Source organism: Streptomyces sp. NPDC001604, assembly GCF_042893475.1.
GTDB lineage: Bacteria > Actinomycetota > Actinomycetes > Streptomycetales > Streptomycetaceae > Streptomyces.
Genome location: NZ_JBIAUY010000001.1, coordinates 888214 through 907697, shown reverse-complemented (window position 1 = coordinate 907697; position 19484 = coordinate 888214). Strand labels below are relative to the sequence as shown.

At 70.4% G+C, this 19484-nt stretch carries 19 protein-coding genes and 1 tRNA gene; 5 read left to right on the top strand and 15 right to left on the bottom strand.

Translation table 11 applies throughout. From position 1 onward, the window contains the following. Positions 1 to 201: 201 nt before the first annotated feature. From ACFY1E_RS04145 to ACFY1E_RS04115, 7 genes are all read right to left on the bottom strand, one after another. The gene (locus ACFY1E_RS04145; protein WP_030943859.1) at positions 202 to 426 is read right to left on the bottom strand and encodes a LuxR C-terminal-related transcriptional regulator; all 225 of its coding nucleotides are present in this window, start codon (positions 424 to 426) and stop codon (positions 202 to 204) included. A gap of 343 nt (positions 427 to 769) precedes the next feature. Further along, positions 770 to 1261: a hypothetical protein gene (locus ACFY1E_RS04140; protein WP_389071135.1), complete on the bottom strand. Its 492-nt coding sequence runs from the start codon at positions 1259 to 1261 to the stop codon at positions 770 to 772. 182 nt (positions 1262 to 1443) lie between these two features. Then, the gene (gene ehuA, locus ACFY1E_RS04135; RefSeq protein ID WP_389071627.1) at positions 1444 to 2214 is read right to left on the bottom strand and encodes an ectoine/hydroxyectoine ABC transporter ATP-binding protein EhuA; all 771 of its coding nucleotides are present in this window, start codon (positions 2212 to 2214) and stop codon (positions 1444 to 1446) included. Between the two features lie 34 nt (positions 2215 to 2248). Beyond that, positions 2249 to 2899: an ectoine/hydroxyectoine ABC transporter permease subunit EhuD gene (gene ehuD, locus ACFY1E_RS04130; protein WP_389071133.1), complete on the bottom strand. Its 651-nt coding sequence runs from the start codon at positions 2897 to 2899 to the stop codon at positions 2249 to 2251. Beyond that, positions 2896 to 3651: an ectoine/hydroxyectoine ABC transporter permease subunit EhuC gene (ehuC, locus tag ACFY1E_RS04125; protein WP_389071130.1), complete on the bottom strand. Its 756-nt coding sequence runs from the start codon at positions 3649 to 3651 to the stop codon at positions 2896 to 2898. The genes ehuD and ehuC overlap by 4 nt, the downstream gene beginning before the upstream one ends. Then, positions 3648 to 4583, bottom strand: a complete 936-nt coding sequence (gene ehuB, locus ACFY1E_RS04120) for an ectoine/hydroxyectoine ABC transporter substrate-binding protein EhuB (protein WP_389071127.1) — start codon at positions 4581 to 4583, stop codon at positions 3648 to 3650. The genes ehuC and ehuB overlap by 4 nt, the downstream gene beginning before the upstream one ends. A gap of 130 nt (positions 4584 to 4713) precedes the next feature. Then, positions 4714 to 5094: a hypothetical protein gene (locus ACFY1E_RS04115; protein ID WP_389071125.1), complete on the bottom strand. Its 381-nt coding sequence runs from the start codon at positions 5092 to 5094 to the stop codon at positions 4714 to 4716. Between the two features lie 193 nt (positions 5095 to 5287). Here ACFY1E_RS04115 and ACFY1E_RS04110 point away from each other — a divergent pair, with 193 nt between their 5' ends. Continuing rightward, positions 5288 to 5782 carry a DUF3830 family protein gene (locus ACFY1E_RS04110; RefSeq protein WP_389071123.1) on the top strand — a complete coding sequence of 165 codons (495 nt, stop codon included), beginning with the start codon at positions 5288 to 5290 and terminating at the stop codon, positions 5780 to 5782. Here the strand turns inward: ACFY1E_RS04110 and ACFY1E_RS04105 are convergent. Continuing rightward, the gene (locus ACFY1E_RS04105; RefSeq protein ID WP_389071120.1) at positions 5763 to 7178 is read right to left on the bottom strand and encodes an amidase; all 1416 of its coding nucleotides are present in this window, start codon (positions 7176 to 7178) and stop codon (positions 5763 to 5765) included. The two genes, ACFY1E_RS04110 and ACFY1E_RS04105, sit on opposite strands and share 20 nt — an antisense overlap. Positions 7179 to 7200: 22 nt before the next feature. Further along, complete coding sequence (locus ACFY1E_RS04100) at positions 7201 to 8148, bottom strand: D-2-hydroxyacid dehydrogenase (RefSeq protein WP_389071118.1); 948 nt, start codon at positions 8146 to 8148, stop codon at positions 7201 to 7203. Between the two features lie 151 nt (positions 8149 to 8299). Between ACFY1E_RS04100 and ACFY1E_RS04095 the strand changes: the two genes are divergently transcribed. The 3 genes from ACFY1E_RS04095 to ACFY1E_RS04085 all read left to right on the top strand — a co-directional run bounded on the left by ACFY1E_RS04095 (position 8300) and on the right by ACFY1E_RS04085 (position 11099). Next, positions 8300 to 9097 (top strand): aspartate/glutamate racemase family protein, encoded by a 798-nt coding sequence (locus tag ACFY1E_RS04095; protein ID WP_389071115.1) that lies wholly within the window; start codon positions 8300 to 8302, stop codon positions 9095 to 9097. Further along, on the top strand, positions 9094 to 9825 hold the full coding sequence (locus ACFY1E_RS04090; protein WP_389071112.1) for a decarboxylase: 732 nt from the start codon (positions 9094 to 9096) through the stop codon (positions 9823 to 9825). Before ACFY1E_RS04095 ends, ACFY1E_RS04090 begins: the two co-directional genes overlap by 4 nt. Before the next feature lie 185 nt (positions 9826 to 10010). Then, positions 10011 to 11099, top strand: a complete 1089-nt coding sequence (locus ACFY1E_RS04085) for an LLM class flavin-dependent oxidoreductase (RefSeq protein ID WP_389071110.1) — start codon at positions 10011 to 10013, stop codon at positions 11097 to 11099. Here ACFY1E_RS04085 and ACFY1E_RS04080 read toward each other — a convergent pair. Continuing rightward, positions 11078 to 12952, bottom strand: coding sequence for a putative bifunctional diguanylate cyclase/phosphodiesterase (locus ACFY1E_RS04080; protein WP_389071107.1), 1875 nt, complete (start codon positions 12950 to 12952; stop codon positions 11078 to 11080). The two genes, ACFY1E_RS04085 and ACFY1E_RS04080, sit on opposite strands and share 22 nt — an antisense overlap. Positions 12953 to 13267: 315 nt before the next feature. Here ACFY1E_RS04080 and ACFY1E_RS04075 point away from each other — a divergent pair, with 315 nt between their 5' ends. Then, the gene (locus ACFY1E_RS04075; protein ID WP_389071105.1) at positions 13268 to 14548 is read left to right on the top strand and encodes a M6 family metalloprotease domain-containing protein; all 1281 of its coding nucleotides are present in this window, start codon (positions 13268 to 13270) and stop codon (positions 14546 to 14548) included. 619 nt (positions 14549 to 15167) lie between these two features. On the opposite strand, the gene ACFY1E_RS04070 is transcribed toward ACFY1E_RS04075, so the two are convergent. The 5 genes from ACFY1E_RS04070 to ACFY1E_RS04050 all read right to left on the bottom strand — a co-directional run bounded on the left by ACFY1E_RS04070 (position 15168) and on the right by ACFY1E_RS04050 (position 19400). Continuing rightward, a tRNA-Lys gene (locus ACFY1E_RS04070) sits at positions 15168 to 15241 on the bottom strand. Beyond that, complete coding sequence (locus ACFY1E_RS04065; RefSeq protein WP_389071102.1) at positions 15232 to 15825, bottom strand: bifunctional DNA primase/polymerase; 594 nt, start codon at positions 15823 to 15825, stop codon at positions 15232 to 15234. The genes ACFY1E_RS04070 and ACFY1E_RS04065 overlap by 10 nt, the downstream gene beginning before the upstream one ends. 137 nt (positions 15826 to 15962) lie before the next feature. After that, positions 15963 to 16328, bottom strand: a complete 366-nt coding sequence (locus tag ACFY1E_RS04060; RefSeq protein ID WP_389071100.1) for a hypothetical protein — start codon at positions 16326 to 16328, stop codon at positions 15963 to 15965. A 148-nt stretch (positions 16329 to 16476) separates the two neighbouring features. After that, complete coding sequence (locus tag ACFY1E_RS04055) at positions 16477 to 17814, bottom strand: AAA domain-containing protein (protein ID WP_389071097.1); 1338 nt, start codon at positions 17812 to 17814, stop codon at positions 16477 to 16479. Then, positions 17811 to 19400, bottom strand: a complete 1590-nt coding sequence (locus tag ACFY1E_RS04050) for a hypothetical protein (RefSeq protein WP_389071095.1) — start codon at positions 19398 to 19400, stop codon at positions 17811 to 17813. The genes ACFY1E_RS04055 and ACFY1E_RS04050 overlap by 4 nt, the downstream gene beginning before the upstream one ends. Between the last annotated feature and the right edge of the window lie 84 nt (positions 19401 to 19484).

Here is a 19484-nt window from a genome sequence, read left to right as displayed (position 1 = left end):
TAACGGTCAAGCGGCTTGTTGTGAGCGGTTGTTGACGAGATTAAGACCCCGGCGCACGGCTCTCAGCAGGGGCGCAGGCACTCTGGCATATGCCGTCGTCATGCCCCGGAGCCCGGACCTCGGAGATTGAATCCTGTTCAACCCCTGAAGCGGCGACATCGCGCCGGAAATTTCACCGCCCCCGGGCCCGGGACGAGACGTTCACCCGCTGTGGGAGCTTCTTCCCGGGCAGATCAGGTCGTGGTGAAGGTTGGCGACGACTGCCGCCTCCAGCCGGGTGCGCAGCCCCAGCTTCTCGATGATGTGCGCGACATGGGCCTTGACCGTTCGCTCCGCGATCCCCAGTTGGCGGGCGAGGAGCCGGTTGGGCAACCCCCCTCCGAGGAGGACCAGGACCTGTCGCTCGCGGTCCGTCAGTTCATTCACGGCCGGTTCGGACTCGATCGGCTGGAATGCGAGCCGACAGGGGCAGTGTGGATCTCCGGACTCGTGCGGTGTGTTGTGGCAGTGGTATTGCGTTGCATCCTTGATCGGCACGGTGATGGCTACCTTCCCCGTTTTCCTTCACCTTCGCTCGACACTCTAGGGCAGAGTCTTCGCGTTCGCGATCAATTGACGGTATCCATGGCCAAGTGAAAGGGGCTGCGGTTCATTTGAGGAAGGCGGGTGGTTATTTGCCGTCGTAGCCCGGTCGGTGAAATGCCGAAGGCGTGGGACGGCCGGCCTTCTGCAGGCGGGCCGTCCCAGGAGCACGGGGTGCAGTCGCAGCTCAGGCCTTGACGCAGACCTTCGCCTCACTGCGCACCGGGTTCGACTCGTCGAGGGGGGAGTTGACGTAGGCGAAGGCGCAGATGTTCTGCTTGCCCCTCGGGTTCGTCTCCTTCAGGGCCTTGGTGTACACCTTCTTGGCGGTGCCGCGGGCGGTGGTGTGCTTGATGTGGTCGTTGTTGATGCTGATGCCGACGACCACGACCTGGGACATCCGTACCTTGCACTCGCCCGAGGCCGCACCGTTGGCGGTCCCGCCTGCGCTGACGGCGACGTAGACGCGGCACTTGTAGCGGGCCGGGCCGGTGGCGACCCACTTCCCGTACGCGTCCTTCCCGACCACGGCGGCCGGACCGGAGTGCGCGGTGTCCGCGGACGGCGCAGCGGTGGCGGCCGGGTTCGCCGCGCCCAGCAGGGCGAGGGACGCGGCGGCTGCCAGGCCTGCGGCCGCGGTGCGGCCGACGGAAGTGCGGCGAGCGGTGGTCAATGCCATGGGGGGGATACCTCCAAGTAGCCGGGACCGGTGACTTGGTTGAAATTCTTCAACGCCGTGTTCCCGGTTGCCATGGGGACTTGGGGAGGTGTCCACAAGTGCAATGCCCTTATGGGCAGTCGCGTTCAGGGAAACGTGTGAAGGGAAAGTCGTCCACCCTTCACGCGACCGCCCCGCGCCGGTTACAGAACCGCGCTCAGGAATTGCCGAGTGCGCTCGTGGTCAGGCTCGGTGAATATCTTCTGCGGCGAACCGGACTCGATTACCCGGCCCGAGTCGAACATGAGGACATCGTCGGAAATGTCGCGCGCGAAGTTCATCTCGTGGGTGACGCAGAGCATCGTGATGTCCGTCGTGTGCGCGATGTCGCGCAGCACGTCCAGCACCCCGGCCACCAGCTCGGGGTCGAGTGCGGAGGTGACCTCGTCGAGCAGCAGCACCTGGGGGCGCATGGCGAGGGCGCGGGCGATGGCGACGCGCTGCTGCTGGCCGCCGGAGAGCTGGGTCGGGTACTTGTCCGCGTGCTCGGTCAGGTCGACCAGCTCGAGCAGCTCCCGGGCCCGCTCCTCGGCCTCGTCCTTGGACAGGCCGAGGACGTGCACAGGGGCCTCGGTGATGTTCCGCATGACCTTCATGTTGGGGAACAGGTTGAACTGCTGGAACACCATGCCGATGTTCTTGCGCACTTCACGGACGTGCTTCTCGCCGGCCGGGACGAGCCCGTCGCCCCGCACCTCGTGCGTGAGGTACTCGCCGCCGACCTTGATGGTGCCCTCGTCGGGCTTCGTCAGGGTCATCAGCAGCCGCAGGATCGTGGTCTTGCCCGATCCGGACGGGCCGATCAGCGTGACGTGCTTGCCGGACGAGACGGTGAAGTCCAGTGAATCGAGGACGGTGTTGGCGCCGAAGCGCTTGGTGACCTTGTCGAAGCGGATCAGCTCGCTGCCGTCCACCGCGGGATTGGCCGTTTCTTTCGAGAGGCTGCTGTCAGCGGACAAGACGACGCTCCAGGACTCGCAGGAGAAGGGACGCAGGGTAGGAGATGACGATGAAGGCGATGCCGACGATCGTGATGGGCTCGACCGTGTGGAAGGTCTGGGCGGAGTACTGCCGGGCCTCGCCCAGCATCTCCAGCACACCGATCACGAAGATCATCGGAGTGTCCTTGAGCATGGCGACGACGTAGTTGCCCAGCGCCGGCACAACGCGCCTGATCGCCTGCGGCAGGATCACCGCGAACCAGGTACGGGTGCGGGGCAGGCTGAGCGCGGTGGCCGCCTCCCACTGGCCCGCGGGCACACCGTCGATGCCGGTGCGGTACACCTCGGCGGTGTACGTCGAGTAGTGCAGGCCCAGGCCGATCACGCCGGTGCTGAGTGCCGAGAGCGTGAGCCCCCATTCGGGCAGCACGTAGAAGAGGAAGAACAGCTGCACCAGCAGCGGGGTGTTCCGTACGAACTCCGTGACCGCCATCACCGGCCAGCGCACCACAAGGTGTTCCGAGCGCTGCATCATGGCCCACACCAGGCCGAGGGCGAAGGCGAGCAGGGCGCCCAGCGCCAGTGCCTCGAGGGTGACCAGCAGACCGTGCCAGAACATCGGCATGAAGTCGCCGACCGCGTTCCAGTCCCACTTCACCGGACAGCACCTCCACCGGGAGTCGCGCCCGACCGCGCGAAGTCGTCGACCTGGCTGCCGTTCATCCGGACCCGCAGGCCCTCGCGCTTCTGCGGGGCCTGGCCGATGCCGGCCTTGGCGTGCCGCTCCACGACGCGCATGCCGCGGGTGAGGACGAACGCCAGGACGAAGTACATGACGAGGATGATCGTGTAGACGGGTGCGCTCTGGCCGGTGGCGTTGCGCACCAGTGAGGCGCCGAAGGTGATGTCGCCGACGCCCATGATCGAGACCAGGGCGCTGCCCTTGAGCATCTCGATGAGCAGGTTGTTGAACGGCGGAACCATCCCCGGCCAGGCCTGCGGAAGGATGATCTTGCGCAGTTGCTGGGCGGGGCTGAAGCTGAGCGCGATGCCCGCTTCACGCTGGGCCGGGGGCACCGCTTTGACGGCACCGCGCACGACCTCCGAGCCGTATGCGCCGTAGCTCAGGCCGAGGGCCAGCACCGCGGCCCACATCGGGACCAGCTGCCAGCCGAAGCCGATCGGCAGCACGAAGAAGATCCAGAACATCAGGATCAGTGCGGAGGTACCGCGGAAGATCTCGAAGTACGCGCCGGAGAGGAAGCGCACGATCCACAGCCGATGGGTGCGCGCCAGGCCGATGACGAAGGCCACGACGGCGGCGAGGGCGGCGCTGAAGACGGTGAGCTGGACGGTGACCCATATGCCGCCCAGGAGGAGTTTCCACAAACCCCAGCTGATTTCGCTCATGGCTTGCACTTCTCCTTGGCGGTGATGGTCGTCATCTGATCCTTCGTGAAGCCGAAGGGCCGCATGACCTCCAGGAGTTCACCGCTCCGCTTCATCTTGTGCAGCTCGCGGTTGAAGGCATCCCGGAGATGGGTCTCGGGGCTGCGGAACGCGAAGGCGCCGACGTCGATGACCGACTTTCCCTTCACATACGGCGTGACCTCCGGTGTGCCCTCCACCTTCCGGGACTTGCTCTGGTTCACGACATTGCGCACGGTGACCGCCGTACCGACGAAGACATCGACACGGCCCTGCTCGACCGCGAGGAGGCCGGCCAGCTGGTCGGGCAGGGTCGTGATGTGCTTGACCCCGGCCTCCTTGGCGTAGTCGATCTCCGCGTAGCCGAGGCCGGTGGCCATCCTGGCGCCGGTCCTGGCGATGTCCTTGTAGGTGCGGAGGTTCTTCGGGTTTCCCTTCGGCACGATGAAGGAATCGAGCATCTGGTACTCGGGGTCGGCGAAGATGACCTGATCGCAGCGCTCCGGAGTGATGTACATGCCGGCCGCGACGCAGTCGAACTGAAGGGAGTTCAGGCCGGTGATCAGTGAGCCGAACTCGGTTGCGAAGGGCTCTACGTGCTCGACCCCGAGCCGCTTGAAGATGCGCTCGGCGACGGCCGGCGCCTCGCCCGTCATCTTTCCGTCCTTGCCGATGTAACCGAAGGGCTGTTCGCCCGCCAGGCCCAGCCGGACGACGCCTTTCGCCCGCAGTTGGTCCAGCAGATGCCCGCCGTCGCCGGTGTCCGCCGTCGCCACCCTGCTGCATGCGCTGGTCGCGCCCATGGTGCCCACCGCGCCGAGCGCCGCCACCCCCGCGAGCAGCGAGCGGCGCCGGATGCCTTGTGTGCCGTTTCTTGTGTCGTTTCCTGAGTGCTTGCCCTGTGGTGGAGCCATGGGCGCGCGTCTACCCAGACCGATTGCACCTATGCCGATCGTTTGTGGCCCCTGATTCAGGTGGGCTGCGGGCAAAAACAGGCGTGCCCGATGCCCTGGCGCGGGCATCGGGCACGGCTGTGCGGACCTGTCACCACTGGAGTGCGACGGTGCTGTTCCTCTCGTACGAGGCGGTCAGCGTCAGCTTCCCCTTCGGCATGTTCTTGCAGGTGAAGGTCTTCGCCGGCCAGCGCTCGCGGACCTCTCCGGAGCACACGATCCGGCCGTTGTGGCGCAGGTCCCAACCGTACTTGTAGGCCTTGTCCCCTCCGGTGTTGTCGATCCTCACCTTCACGGTCCCCTTCATCGGGTGGACCTCGGCGAGGACGCAGTTGGCAGGACCACCACTGCACTTCTTGGTCGCGGTCGCGGCCCCGGCGGGGGCGGCACCGAGGGCCGCCGCGGCGGTCGCGGCGACGGCCAGGACTCCGAGCCGGGTCATGCGGCGACGGCGTACGGGCTGCGAGGTCATCGAGGGTGCCTCCTGGGCGGGATGTGCCGATGCTTCACATGAGGTCACGCGTGGCCTCCTCCTGTGCGGGCACCAAGAGTCTTGTGGCGCGGGCACCACTGCTGCCATTGGCTCTTGGGGAGGTGACCGAACGGGCAATCGCGGCGTCGGCGCGGCACACATGGCTGAAACCAGCTCCCTAGGAGGGCACCACATGGCCGACCGTCACATCGAAGTCTCGCTGGTCAAACGGGGCGTCCACTGCACGGCGAAGCTCCTCGACGAGCGCGCGCCGCACACCTGTGCGGCGGTGTGGGACGCCCTTCCACTGAGTGGCGAGGTCTATCACGCCAAATACGCACGCAACGAGATCTACGCGCTGTTCCCGCCCTTCGCAGACCGGGAGCCGCCCCTGGAGAACCCGACGGTCACGCCGATCCCCGGCGACCTCTGCTACTTCTCCTTCGCCGGCACGGAGCTGGGCACCAAGGCCTACGGCTACGACACCGACGTACGCCCCGGCACCACGATCGTCGACCTCGCCCTCTTCTACGAGCGCAACAACCTGCTGCTCAACGGGGACGTGGGCTGGGTCCCGGGAATCGTCTGGGGCCAGGTGACCGAGGGCCTCGACGCGATGGCCGAGGCCTGCAACGACCTGTGGCGCACGGGCGCGGCGGGGGAGACACTCAGCTTCCGGCGGGTGTGACGCCCGCCGCGATCCCCGCCTCGTACATCGTGTGCGCCGCCCGCAGTACCAGGCCGTCCCGGTGGCGTGCCGCCACCAGTTGCAGGCCGATCGGCAGGCCGTCACCGTCGGTTCCGACCGGGACGGTCGCCGCCGGCTGCTGGGTCATGTTGAAGGGGTACGTGAACGGGGTCCACCCGGTCCAGCGCCGGTGGCCGGATCCCTTCGGCACCTCGGCGCCCGCCTCGAACGCCGTGATCGGCAGCGTCGGGGTGACGAGGAGGTCGTAGGACTCGTGGAAGCGGCCCATGCGGCGGCCGAGTTCCATGCGGACGTCGACCGCGGCGAGGTAGTCCAGGGCGGAGAGGCGGGCGCCTGTCGCGCAGATCTCCCGCAGGCCCGGGTCGAGCAACTTGCGCTGCTCAGGGCCCAGTTGCTGGGTCACCCGGGCCGCACCGGAGAACCACAGGGCGTGGAAGGCGTCCACCGGGTCGGTGAAGTCGGGGTCGGTCTCGGTGACGTACGCGCCGAGCTCCGCGAGCCGTTCCACCGCCCGCCGTACCGCGGTCGCCACCGCGGGCTGCACCGCCACCTGGCCGCCGAGGGACGGCGAGTAGGCGATCCGCAGGCCCTTCACCCCGCCGGACAGTCCGGCGGCGAAGGAGTCCGGGGCGGCGGCCAGCGCCGACCAGTCGCGGTGGTCCGGCGCCCCGATCACGTCGAGGAGCAGCGCCGCGTCCGCCGCGTCCCGGGTCATCGGGCCGACGTGGGCCAGGGTGCCGAAGGCGCTCGCCGGGTAGAGGGGCACGCGGCCGTACGTCGGCTTCAGGGCGAAGATGCCGCAGAAGGCGGCCGGGATACGGACGCTGCCGCCGCCGTCGGTGCCCAGCGCGAGGGGGCCCGCGCCCAGCGCCACGGCCGCCGCCGCGCCGCCGCTGGAGCCGCCCGCGGTGCGGGTCGGGTCGTACGGATTGCGGGTCACCCCGGACCGCGGCGAGTCCGTGACGCCCTTCCAGCCGAACTCCGGGGTCGTGGTCTTGCCGATGAACACGGCGCCGTGCTCGCGCAGCCGGGCGACGGAAGGGGCGTCCTCGTCCCAACTGCCCTGCTCGGAGATCGTCTTTGAGCCCTTGAGGGTGGGTGCGCCCCGCAGCAGGATGATGTCCTTGACGGTCGTCGGGACCCCGTCCACCAGCCCTTTCGGTTCGCCGCGCCGCCATCGCCCCGTGGACTCCCGGGCCTGCGCGAGGGCCTCGTCGGGCAGCAGTCGCACAAAGGCGTTCACCTCCGGCTGGATCCGCTCGGCCCGTTCCAGCGCGGCCCGCGTGACCTCCTCCGGACTGAACTCGCCCTTGCGGTAGCCCTCGACGATCCGTACGGCGGTCAGCTCGGTGAGGTCGAGGCCGGGGTCCGTCATCTGCCCTCCATAGCTCGGCGGTTCAGCGCCCTGGTACGTATCCGCGCTTCTTGTCCACCACGTTCAGCAGAGGTCTGCCCGCCTCCCAGCGTTCGTACAACTCCACGAACTGAGAGCCGAGTTGATCGCGCCAGCCGACCGTGTCGCCGCTCATGTGCGGGGACACGATCAGACCGGGGGCCTCCCACAACGGGCTGTCGGGGGTGAGGGGTTCGTGCTCGAAGACATCCAGCGCGGCACCCGCGATCCACCGCTTGGCCAGCGCCTCGGCGAGCGCCTCCTCGACGACCAGACCGCCGCGCCCGATGTTGATGAAGCGCGCGGAGGGCTGCATCATGCCGAAGCGGCGCGCGTCGAACATGCCGTGCGTCTGCTCGGTCAGCGGGGCGGCCGCGATCACCCAGTCGGCGCGGGCGATCAGCCGGTCCAGGTCGTTCGGGCCGTAGATGCCGGTGTGCGGAGTGCGCCCGACGATCGCCGTCGTCATGTCGAGCGCCTTGAGCGTGCGGGCGATCGTACGGCCGATGGGCCCGGAACCGACGACGCACGCGCGCGTGCCCGCCACCCGCTGTGTCTCACGGTGCCGCCAGGTGCGCTCCCGCTGCAGCTCCCAGGTGCGCGGCAGGTCCTTGGCCATGGTCAGGACGAGCGCGGCGACGTACTCGGCGATGGGCTGGTCGAAGACGCCGCGCGCGTTGGTGACCACGGTGTCGGAGGCGGCGAGTTCCGGACACATCAGGTGGTCCACGCCCGCGCTCGCCGTGTGCACCCAGCGGGGCCGCGGGCCCTCGCCCGGCCAGGCGGAACGCACGGCCCGGGAGGTGAAGTCCCAGACCAGCAGGACGTCGGCGTCCGGCAGGCGCTCGGCGAGGGTCGACTCGTCCGCGTGCACGATCCGGGCGCGGCCGGTGAGTCTGCCGAGGCGGGGCAGAGGGTCGGTGTCCAGGACGAGAAGCGTCGGGGTGGTCATGCGGAAAGCCGTTTCTACGGGAGGTTGCGGCCGTCTGACATGCGAGGTTTGACCACGCTCGCACCCGAACCTACCTTCGTCAACACGGGTGCGATGGGGGGTCCGTTGCTCCGCTGTTTCTCACGGTGAGGCGGTGGCCGCCATGGGCGCCATGGACGTTTCCTTCCTCGGTGGACCACTTCCCCAGCGGGGTGTGGGTGTGGTCGCCCCCTTCGACTTCGCTCTGGACCGCGAGCTGTGGCGCTGGGTCCCGGACGACGTCTCGCTGCATCTGACGCGGACGCCGTTCGTCCCGGTCGAGGTGAGCCTCGACCTGGCCCGGCTGGTCAGCGAGCACGAGACGCTGGACGACGCGGTCCGCACACTGAACGCGGTCGCGCCGGAGGTCGTCGCGTACGCCTGCACCTCCGGCAGCTTCGTCGGCGGGATCGCCGGGGAGCGCGCGATGTGCGCGGCGATGACCCGGGCCGGTGCGATGCCGTCCGTCACCACCTCGGGCGCCCTCCTGGAGGCCCTGGTGGCGCTCGGCGCCCGACGGGTCGCGCTGGTGACGCCGTACACCGTGTCCGTGACGCGCGCGCTGGAGGAGTACGTCGCCGAGGCCGGCATCAAGGTCACCGGACGCGCGTACATGGGCCTGACCCGGCACATCTGGAAGGTCCCGTACCGCGATGTGGTCGCCATGGCCCACAAGGCGGTACGACGGCCGGCCGACGTCCTGTTCATCAGCTGCACCAATCTCCCGACCTACGACGTCATCCCGCAACTGGAGGCCGAACTGCGCATCCCGGTGATCTCGGCCAACCAGGTGACGATGTGGGCTGCGCTGTCCCGACTGGGTACCCGGGCCGTGGGGCCGTATCAGGCGCTGATCGATCCGGCGGCGCGCTCCGGCCCCGTACTGCCACAGCTCCCGGACGGTGAACAGCAGCAGGAAGGCAGGTCATGACGGCACTCGGATTCCTCTACCCCGGCCACTCCGCCGAGGACGAATACCCGCGCATCGAGCAACTGCTCGGCAGCAACGTCCGACTCGACGTCGTCCACACCGACATCGGCGAGGACGCGCACCGGGTGGACGCGTTGCGGGAGATGGGCTCGGCCGAGCGACTCGCGGCGGGAGTCGAGGAGCTGCGCATGGCGGGCGCCGAGTCGGTGGTGTGGGCCTGCACCAGCGGGAGCTTCGTCTACGGCTGGGAGGGCGCCCATGAGCAGGTGCGCGGGCTCGCCCTCGCGGCCGGGATGCCGGCTTCCTCGACCTCTTTCGCCTTCGTGCATGCGCTGCAGGAGGTCGGGGTGCGGCGGGTGGCGGTCGGGGCGACGTATCCCGAGGACGTGGCCGGGCTGTTCGCGGAGTTTCTGCGGGCGGGGGGTGCGGAGGTGACGTCCGTGCGGGGTGCGGGGATCATCACGGCGGCCGAGGTCGGGACGTGGGGGGAGGCGGAGGTGTTTCTGCTGGCCCGGGAGGCTGATCGTCCGGATGCGGACGCGGTGCTTCTGCCGGATACGGCGCTGCATACGGCGGCGTATATCCCCGCCTTGGAGAAGGAGCTGGGGAAGCCGGTGCTCACCGCCAACCAGGTCACTGTGTGGGAGGCGCTGAGGCTCGCGGATCGGAGGGTGAATGCGCCGACGCTGGGGTCGCTGTTCACCCGGGAGCCGATCGTGCAGGTCTGAGGGTTTCGCCCCCGCCGCCCCTTCCCGTCCCGACCTGGGGGCCGGCCCCCGGACCCCCGCTCCTCAAACGCCGGAGGGGCTGATTTTGGCCGGCCCGGACCTGAAGATCGCCGGGAATAAAGCGGAGAGTGCCTCCTGTTAGGGAGCTGCGGATACGGCGTCGCAGCTAACAGGAGGCATTCACCGTGACGGCAGACGAGATCCGGGGCACCGCTCGCGGCAGTGCGCCCGTGCCCCTCTCCGTACTGGACCTGGTGACCGTCGGTGCGGGGCGCACCGCGAGCGACGCGCTGCGGACCAGTGTCGCCCTGTCCCGTCTCGCGGAGTCCCGTGGTTTCCACCGGTACTGGGTGGCCGAGCACCACTCGATGCCGGGTGTGGCCTCCTCGTCGCCCGCCGTGATCCTCGCCCACCTCGCCGCCCACACCGAGCGGATCCGGCTCGGTTCCGGCGGTGTCATGCTGCCCAACCACGCGCCGCTCGTCATCGCCGAGCAGTTCGGCACGCTGGAGGCCATGGCGCCGGGCCGTATCGATCTCGGCCTCGGGCGCGCTCCCGGCACGGACGGCGCCACCGCCGCCGCCCTGCGCCGTACCGACCGCCTCCACGAGGGCGCCGACGACTTCCCCGAGCAGCTCGCCGAGCTCACCCGCTTCCTGGACGACGACTTCCCGGACGGCCACCCCTACCGCCGTATCCACGCCGTCCCCGGCCCCGTCCAGGCGACCTCCCCCGGCGGCGTCCAGTCGCCCCACCGCCCCCCGATCTGGCTGCTCGGCTCCTCCGGTTTCAGCGCCCGCCTGGCGGGTGTCCTCGGTCTGCCCTTCGCCTTCGCGCACCACTTCTCCGCGCAGAACACCATCCCGGCGCTGGACCTGTACCGGGAGTCCTTCAGGCCGAGTGAGGTCCTGGACGCCCCGTACGCCCTCATCGGCGTCTCCGCCCTCGCCACCGAGGACGAGAAGGAGGCCCGCCGCCAGGTCCTGGCCGCCGCCCTCAACATGGTCCGCCTGCGCACCGGCCGCCCCGGTCTCGTCCCGACCCCCGAGGAGGCCGAGTCGTACGAATTCAGCCCGATGGAGCGGGAGTTCGTCGACTCCTGGAACTCCAACGTCATCCACGGCACCCCGGACGAGGTCCGCAGCGGCCTCGACGACCTGCAGAAGCGCACCGGCGCCGACGAGTTGATGATCACGGGCAACGCCCACAGCGGTGAGGTGCGGCTGCGCTCGTACGAACTCATCGCGGACGCCTACGGCTTGGCGACCGCCTGATCCCCGGCGCGTGCGCTCCGCTCCTCGCCGGGCCCGAGCAGCTGGGAGATGCGATCCGGTGACACCGGCCGTGAGTACAGCCACCCCTGGCCGGTGTCACAGCCGATGCGCCGCAGGCGGGACGCCTGTGCCGAGGTCTCCACGCACTCCGCGGTGACCGTGATGCCCAGGCGGTGGGCGAGCTGGATCATCGCCTCGACGACGACCTCGTCGGCCGGGTTCGGCGCGACGGCGCCCTCCTTTTCGCTCTCGTACTGGAAGCCCCGTACGAAGGAGCCGTCCAACTTCAGGACCGACACCGGCAGTCGGCTGAGGTACGCCAGGTTCGAGTAGCCCGTGCCGAAGTCGTCGATCGCGATGCCGACGCCCATCCCGCTGAGGGCCTGGAGGGCTTGCAGGGGGCGGCCCGCCGAGCCCATCACCGCGGACTCCGTGAGCTCCAGCTGGAGCAGATGCGGCGCGAGCCCGGTCTCGGCGAGGGTCTCGGCCACATCGGCCACCAGATCCGAGTCCCAGACCTGACGCACCGCCACATTGACACTCACGAACAGCGGCGGCTCGTCCGGATGGTCCACCTGCCAGCGGCGCGCCTGCCGGCAGGCGGTGCGCAGGATCCAGCGGCCCAGCGGCACGATCGAGCCGTCTTCCTCCGCCAATCCGATGAACCGATTCGGCGTCAGCAGGCCGAACTGAGGATGGTTCCAACGGACGAGGGCCTCGACACCGCGCAGCCGCCCGTCCTCCATCCCCACCAACGGCTGGTATTCGAGAACGAATTCGTCGCGTTCAATGGCGGGGCGCAGAGTGGAGGCCAGGGCCTGGCGGGTCATACGGTGGGCGTTGCGCTCCGGGTCGAAGAGCGTCCAGCGGGCCTTCCCGTCGGCCTTCGCCCAGTACAGCGTGGTGTCGGCCGCCTGCATCAGGGCGGTGGCGGTGGTGTCGGCCGCGCGCCGTTCCACCACACCGATCGAGGCCGACACCGACACCCGCTGACCGGCGAGGTCGAACGGCGCCTGCACCGCCTCCAGCACCGCCTCCGCCAGATCGGCGAGTTGCTCCGTGCCCGTGGAGTCCTCCACCAGCAGGGCGAACTCGTCGCCGCCGAGTCTCGCCACCAGGGGGGCGCTCGTTCTGCCGTAACCCGCCTCGTCGGCGCAGCGCGTGAGGCGTTCGGCGACGGCGGCCAGCAGCCGGTCGCCGACGCGATGGCCGAGCGTGTCGTTGACCGCCTTGAAGCCGTCCAGGTCGAGGTAGCACAGCCCGATCCGGCCGGTGCCGCTCTCCTCGTACGACTCCGCCTCCAGCGTGGCCGTCAGCCGCTCGAAGAACAGGGTGCGGTTGGGCAGCCGGGTCACCGGGTCGTGCATCTGCAAGTGCCGCAGCCGGCCCTGGAGTTCACGGTGGGCGCTGATGTCGGTGAGCGACATCAGCAGGCAGCCGTCCTGACCGAGGGGTGTGACGGTGACCTGGATCCACACCGACTGTCCGTCGGGATGCTTCAGCCTGCGTGTGCAGTGCAACAGGGCCTCGCGGCCGCGCAGCATCTCGCGGTAGGCGTGCCAGTTGCGTGCGTCGGACGCCAGGTCCACCAGGTCGGCTGCAACACGGCCGGTCAACTCGCCGGGCGGGCTGCCGAACAGGGCGCCGAACCCGTCGTTGGCGCCGACCACCAGCCCCTCGCGGTCGACGACCGCCATGGCCAGAGGTGCGGCCTCGAAGACCGAGCGGTACGCAGGCGACTCGGCACGAGTCGTCAGCGGCTCGGTACGAGGAGACGCACAGTCATCACTCTCTGTTACAGCGCCCCGGTCGAGGTCTGCCGCGGGCGCCGGCCCTTCGGACGTTCCGCTCACCGCTCGCTCCCGCAGTGCACTCGATCTCTGTCCGTGCCGGAAAGTGTGCCGATCATAGAGGCAGACCCAAGGGCCTTCCACCCCACGTCCAGTGTCCCGGATCGAGGGGCACTTCTGACAGATCGTTTCTGCCCGCAGCTGGACGGGTCGTTGGGGCGGCTGACCGCTTGTGACGTTCCGTGAGCGTTTCGGGGGTGTCGGCTCTGATCGGGCCTCGCGGCCGAGTCACTCTTCTGGGGCAGGCGAACAGGGCGTAATACGACAAACTGACACAGGCTGGGTGCGGTGTCCCGAGTACCGCCCCCGGAGGTCCCTGTGTCGCGTCAGTCCCCCCTCAAGGAGTTCAGGGGTTCCCGACTGCGCAGCACCGCCGCCGTGTTCACCACCCTGTCGGCGCTCGCCGCGACCTCGCTGGTGACCGGGCCGTCGATCGCCGAACCGTTCTCGGCGGTTCCGTGTGCGCTGCAGCGCACCGACGCGCACCACTCGGAGGGCCTCGACACCTGGAACGCCGCATATCCGCGGCCGACCCGCGCGTTGAGCGCCGTGATGATCTTCCTGTCCTTCCCGGACGCGGTCCCGCGGACCACGCCCGCCCAGTTGACCGCCGACCACTTCCCGGCCACCAGCCGCTACTTCGAACGTGCCTCCTACGGCAGGTTCACCCTGCATCCGCATCCGCTGCGGCACTGGATCCGGATGCCGAGGCCGTCCACGGCGTACGCCATGAAACGGGACTGGAACGCCGAGCACCGGGCCGCGTATCTGCACGACGCGCTGGCCGCCGCTGATCCGCAGGTCGACTTCTCCCGCTACGACATCGTGTACTTCGTCGCCGACCCGGACGCGCCCGGCGTGGACTCGGACGCGACGAAGGTCGTCAATCTGGACACCCCGCTCAGGGCGGACGGCACGGACATCCGCCGCGTCGTCACCGTCTTCGAGAAACACCCACCGGACCGGCTCGTCCTGGCCCATGAGACCGGACACGTCTTCGACCTGCCGGATCTCTACCACCGCCCCGACGACGGCAAGGGCGACTGGGACACCTATGTCGGGGACTGGGACCTGATGGGCAGCCAGTTCGGGCTGGCCCCGGATCTGTTCGGCTGGCACAAGTGGAAGCTGGGGTGGCTGGCGCCGCGCCAGGTGGTGTGCGTGCGGGAAGCGGGCGTCACACGGCTGACGCTGGAGCCGCTGGATGCCGTCGCGGGGGATCAGATCAGGGGTGCGGCGGGGCCGCCGGCCTTCGGCCTCGGGCGCGGGGTGAAGCTCGCGGTGGTGCGGACCGGTCACGACAGCGTGCTCGCCTTCGAGGCACGAGGGCCCCTCGGCAACGACACGGCGGCCTGCCGCTCGGGAATCCTCGTCTACCGGGTCCGCGCCGGCGCCCAGTCCGGCGGCGGCCCGATCGAGGTGATCGACGCCCACCCCCACACGGAGGCCTGCTGGGAGAACTCCGTCTACCCCCCTCTCGCGGACGCCCCGATCTCCCTGGGCGAGACCTTCACGGTGCCGGACGAGGGGATCCGGGTGCAGGTGGAGGGCCGAACGATTTCGGGGGCGTGGACGGTGAAGATCACAGCCGGCGTCTGACTTCTTCGCCCGACAGCCACGGCTGCCGCACGGGTGCTTGATTCTGCGGCGGCAGCCGTCCGGCTCCGCGGCCCACACTGACGGCGGCCACCCGGCGCGGGGGCGGGGCGCGAGGCCATCACCGCACGGGCGGGGGCCAGGCTCTCGTCGCGCGGGTCGGTCGTTGGTGGTGGCGGCCGGTGAAGGGAGGCGGGGCGAGGCTCTCGTCGCGCGGGGCTTGTGGCCGGTGGCTGACTTCCCCGGTCTGCGGCGATGCCCGCCGGGCGGGTGCTTGGGCTGTGGTGGTGGCCGGTGGGTTGGTGGGGCTGTAGTGGTGGCCGGTCTTCGGTGGTGGTGGCTGCCGGTGAAGGGGAGTGGGGGTGAGGCCTTCACTGCGCAGCCACGTCGCCGGGGGCATCGTGGGGCCGCGGACGCCGCAGCCGCCGGTGCCGCGGGCCCCGGCAGCCAAATCCCCGCCGCCCGCAGCCAGGGCTGACTGCTTCGGCCCGGGCCCACGGCACTCACCGGTAAAACGGGGGTGTGGGTGGCGAAGCCCCCACAACGCGCGGCGAAGCTGCGCAAAAACAACGATGGCGAGGTGGTTCGCGCTTTCCGCGAACACGCCTCGCCATCGCCATCGTGCGCCGCCAGGGACTCGAACCCCGGACCCGCTGATTAAGAGTCAGCTGCTCTAACCAACTGAGCTAGCGGCGCCTGCTGACGTCGTAGACCTTAGCATCCTGATCGGCCGGGGGAAAAATCGATATCCGTACGGCTGCGCGGGCCGCCCGTACGGCTGCCCAGAGCAGGATCTCGGGGCCCGGCAGCCAGGGGTGGCGGGTGTCCGGGGCGACCAGCCAGCGGGAGTCGGGGGAGGTCGGCGGGGTGGTCGCGAGCAGGGGCGGCACGGTCACCGCGTCGCCGTTGCCGTGGCACAGCAGCGGCGGGATCGCTCCCGTACGGCCGAACTCCTCCCAGCGCAGCAGTGAGGGCAGTCGCTGGGCCGTGCCGGGCGCGGCGAACAGCAGCATCCGGCCCCGGAAGGTCGCCACCGGCCCGGAACCCGGCCCCTCGTCCCACAGCCGGTCGACCATCCGGCGCGCGAAGACCGCCGGTGCACTGACGACGTCGAAGACCGTGCCGCACGGGAGCACCACCGGGGCGTCGGCGTGCTCCTTCCAGAGGGCGAGCGTGCTGCGCGGGTACGTCCCCGCCGAGGCGAGCCAGGCGGCTCCGTCCGCGGTGACCCCGCTGACGTCGTAGCCGTCGGAGAACGGATCGATGCGTTCGCTGCTCATGGCATCTATGTCTACCGGCTGTGAACGAACCGCTCCCCACGGTTGCCGGAAACCGGGGCAGGTGGGAGAGAAGAGGAGTATCTTGCCCGCCTGGCATATGCCAAACCGAAGTGGACCGTATTCACACCGGGTCGACTTCACACCGGGTCGGCGGAGCCCTGCCCTTCTGCGCCGCTCATCAGGTCCCGCCCGTACTCGACCATCTTCTTGGCATAGTCCTCGGTCCACTCGGCGCGTTCCGCGATGTCCGCCGGCGTCAGCCGGTCGAACCGCCGGGGGTCCGCAAGCTGCGCGGCCGCCATCGCCTGGAACTCCACCGCCCGGTCGGCCGCCGCGCGGAACGCCTGCGCCAGCTCCGTCGAGCGGGACAGCAGCGCCCGCGGATCGTCGATCGACTCGAGGTCGAAGAAGTGCTCAGGGTCGGAGGCCGCCTCCGCGGGCTCGAAGAGCAGGGGCGCGGGGCGTAGCCGCGGTTCGTTCCGACGCGGCGTTGGCTCCGCCATGTCTTCTCCTCCTCGTACGTCGCAATCGACCCGTTCAGGACCACCGGGCCACCGTCCATTGTCCCGCGGCCACGCAAGTGGGCCCCAACCCAAGTCCCTCAAGGCCCGAACGCCACCCGATGTTCCCCGGCCCGCACCGGCACCACGCTCACGGCTGCCAGCTCACCCGGTGCTCCGCCAGCCGCGCCAGCACCGCGTGGTTCGCCTCCCAGCCGTCGGGGAACTTCACCAGCGTTCCCAGCTGCACCGGCTCCGTGGACGGGTAGTCGTCCAGGAGCTCGCTCACTCCCGCCCGGCAGATCACGATGCAGGCGTGGCGGTGGCGGGAGGCGAGGACGCACAGGCGGCCTGTTTCCAGGTGGAAGGCGGTGGCGTCGGGGCGGCCGGAGAGGGGGTGGAGGACGACCGTGACGTCGTACTCGCGGCCCTGGAGACGGTTCGCCGTGTCGACGGTGACGTCCGTGACGCCCAGCTCCGCGAGTGCCGCGCGGACGGCCGCCGCCTGGTCGCGGTGGGCCGTGCCGACGGCGATCCGGTCCGGAGTCAGCGGCAGGGGCTCCTCGGGTGCACGCTCCGACGTGGCCGCCCCGCCCCGGTCCAGCAGCCGCCGTACGACCGTCGCCACCGCCCGCACCGCCTCGGGGTCCGTGCGCGGGGTGTGCCGCGCGGGCAGTTCCAGCAGGCCCCAGCCCGACTCGGCCGCCTCGTCGATCACCCGGTCGGGGCCGGAGCCGTCGGAGGGGACGGCGAAGGCGAGGCGGCGGTCGCCGTGGTCCGTGCCGCTGCGGAAGGGCGTGTACGGGTAGAAGGCGTCCGAGACCAGGGGGGCCGCGGAGGCCGGGAGGCGCCAGGAGACCGGCAGGCGGTGCTGCGGCAGTTCCGGGTTGTGGGCCAGGAGGGTGGTCACGGCAGAGGCCGAGGGGTCGTACGACAGGCCCGCCCACTGCTCGCTGCCGACGATGGAGAAGGGGTCGAGCTGGCCCGGGTCGCCCACGAACAGCGCCCGCTCGAACAGCCTCGCCACGGCGAGCAGCGCGTCCGAGCGCATCTGGTACGCCTCGTCCACGATCGCGTGCCGCCACGGCTCGTCGACCTTCACATGCGCCCACTTCGCGGCCGTGGACACGACGACCGCGAGGCCGGTCAGCTCACCCGCCTTGGCCGACTTGCGGACGTTCGGCAGGTCGTCGAGCGCCTTGTCGTACGGGTCGGTGTCGCTGCTGTGGAGACGGCCGACAGGGAGTTCCCGGTTCTTCTCCGCGAGCCGCAGCACGAGGTCGTCCACCTGGGCGTTGGTCTGGGCGACGATCATCAACGGGCGCCCCGCGTCGGCCAGTTCGAGGGCGGCGCGGACGACGAGCGTGGACTTTCCCGCACCGGGCGGCGAGTCGACGACCACGCCCCGGTGGGTGCCGTGCAGGGTGTCGCGGAGGATGGCGTCGGTGGCTTCGGCGGCCAGGGCGCCGGGATCGAAGGCGGTGGTCACAGGACGTCCTCCGCGGTCAGGGGATCGGCGGCCTCCGCGGCCGCCTCGCCCGGCGGCCCGCCGTGCGTCCACGGCGTCTCCTCCGGGTCGGGCAGCTTCGGACCGCCCCGCTGCTCGTGCTCGAAGAGGGTGAAGCAGAGCCGGTCGCCCTTCTCGGGCACCGAGCCGGCCTCGGGCTCCTTGCCGCGGCCCATCTTGTCGAGGACACGCAGCACGAGCAGATCCTCCGCCTCCCGCCCGACGAACTCCGCCGCCTGCGGCTTGCCGCCCAGCGAGCGGTACACCTTGACCCGCTCACCCAGATGCGGACGGTCCTCCGTCCGCACGGTGACCAGCGGGCGGGGGCTCGGCCGCTTGCCCTCGCTGTACGCCATCACGACATCCGTCACCTCCCCGGCGAACGCCTCCCCGGACAGCCGCCGCCCCGCCATCACCAGCGGATCGTCGAGCGCCTCCTGGGCCTCAAGACGGGCCTGTTCGCGCTCGCGCGCGGCCAGCTTGTTGGCGGCGGTGACCGCGTCGTCGCGGCGCGGCTGCGGCGGCTCGCCCGCGACGATCCGGTCGCGGTGGCCGGTGAACGACCAGCGGTCGCGCGTCCACCGCTCCTCGACATGCGCCCCGTCGGGCAGCGCCCCGAGCAGATCGAGGCCCTGCCACACCTTCTCCCAGGTGGGCAGGGTGCGGCTCAGCACCAGCTCGCGGACCTCCCGCTCGGCGGCGGTGAGTTCACCGAGCCGGTCGTCCGCCTCGAGACCGTCCTCGGCGGCCGCGAGGGCGGTACGCGCGCGGTCGTAGCGCTCGATCGCCGGCGCGAGCAGCTTGTTGTCGAACGCCGGGTCGGTGGCCGGTCCGGCGGGCGGGCAGAGCAGTTGGCCCTTGGCGTCGCGGGCCAGCTCGGCATGCAGGGCGGCCTCGGCGCCCGTCGAACCCTCCGGAGGGTCGATCCAGGCGAGCAGGGCGCCCAGGTGCTGGTCCTCCAGGGTGGACTGTCCGGTCGCCCAGTGCAGGGCCAGGACGTCCGTCATCGCCAGCAGGAGGGAGGAACCGGGGACGCGGGCCCGCTCCCCGAAGTGCGTCAGCCAGCGGCCGAGCAACGGCACACGCGGCGGCGCGGGATACGGCGTCTCCGGGTCCTGTTCCGCCGTACGCCTGAAGCGCGTGGAGCGGCCGAGCAGCCGTACGAGGTCGACGCCCGCGCGGCTCGGCACGATCAGCTGCGGGGCGTCCGCGCACAGCTCGACCTCGACCTTGACCCGCTTGCCGGTCTCCGGATCGGTCTCGTTGCGCTCGGCGGCCTCCATGTCCTGCGCGTACGCGTCGAGATACGGAAGGACGACGTCGGCCAGCTCGGCCAGGAACGCGAACCTGAGGTCGCGGTCGCGCGGCTGCGGTACGGCCAGCAGGCGCGGCGCGTCCCGGTCGGTGCCGACGAGCGCGCCGAGCGGGGCGCCGGCCTCGCCCGCGGTGGTGAGCGGCACGAAGACGAGGGGCCGCTCGGACAGATGCCGGTGCCGGACGGTGGCGGCGGGCTGTGCGCGGCCGGTGCGACAGGCTTCCAGCCGGGCGAGCGTCGTGATCAGCGACACGGAGGCTCCTCCGAACAGGGGGCCGGGACCAGGTCGAGCGGGCCCCGGGCGTGGCGGGTCGGCGCCGAAGCGGCCGGAGGCGGG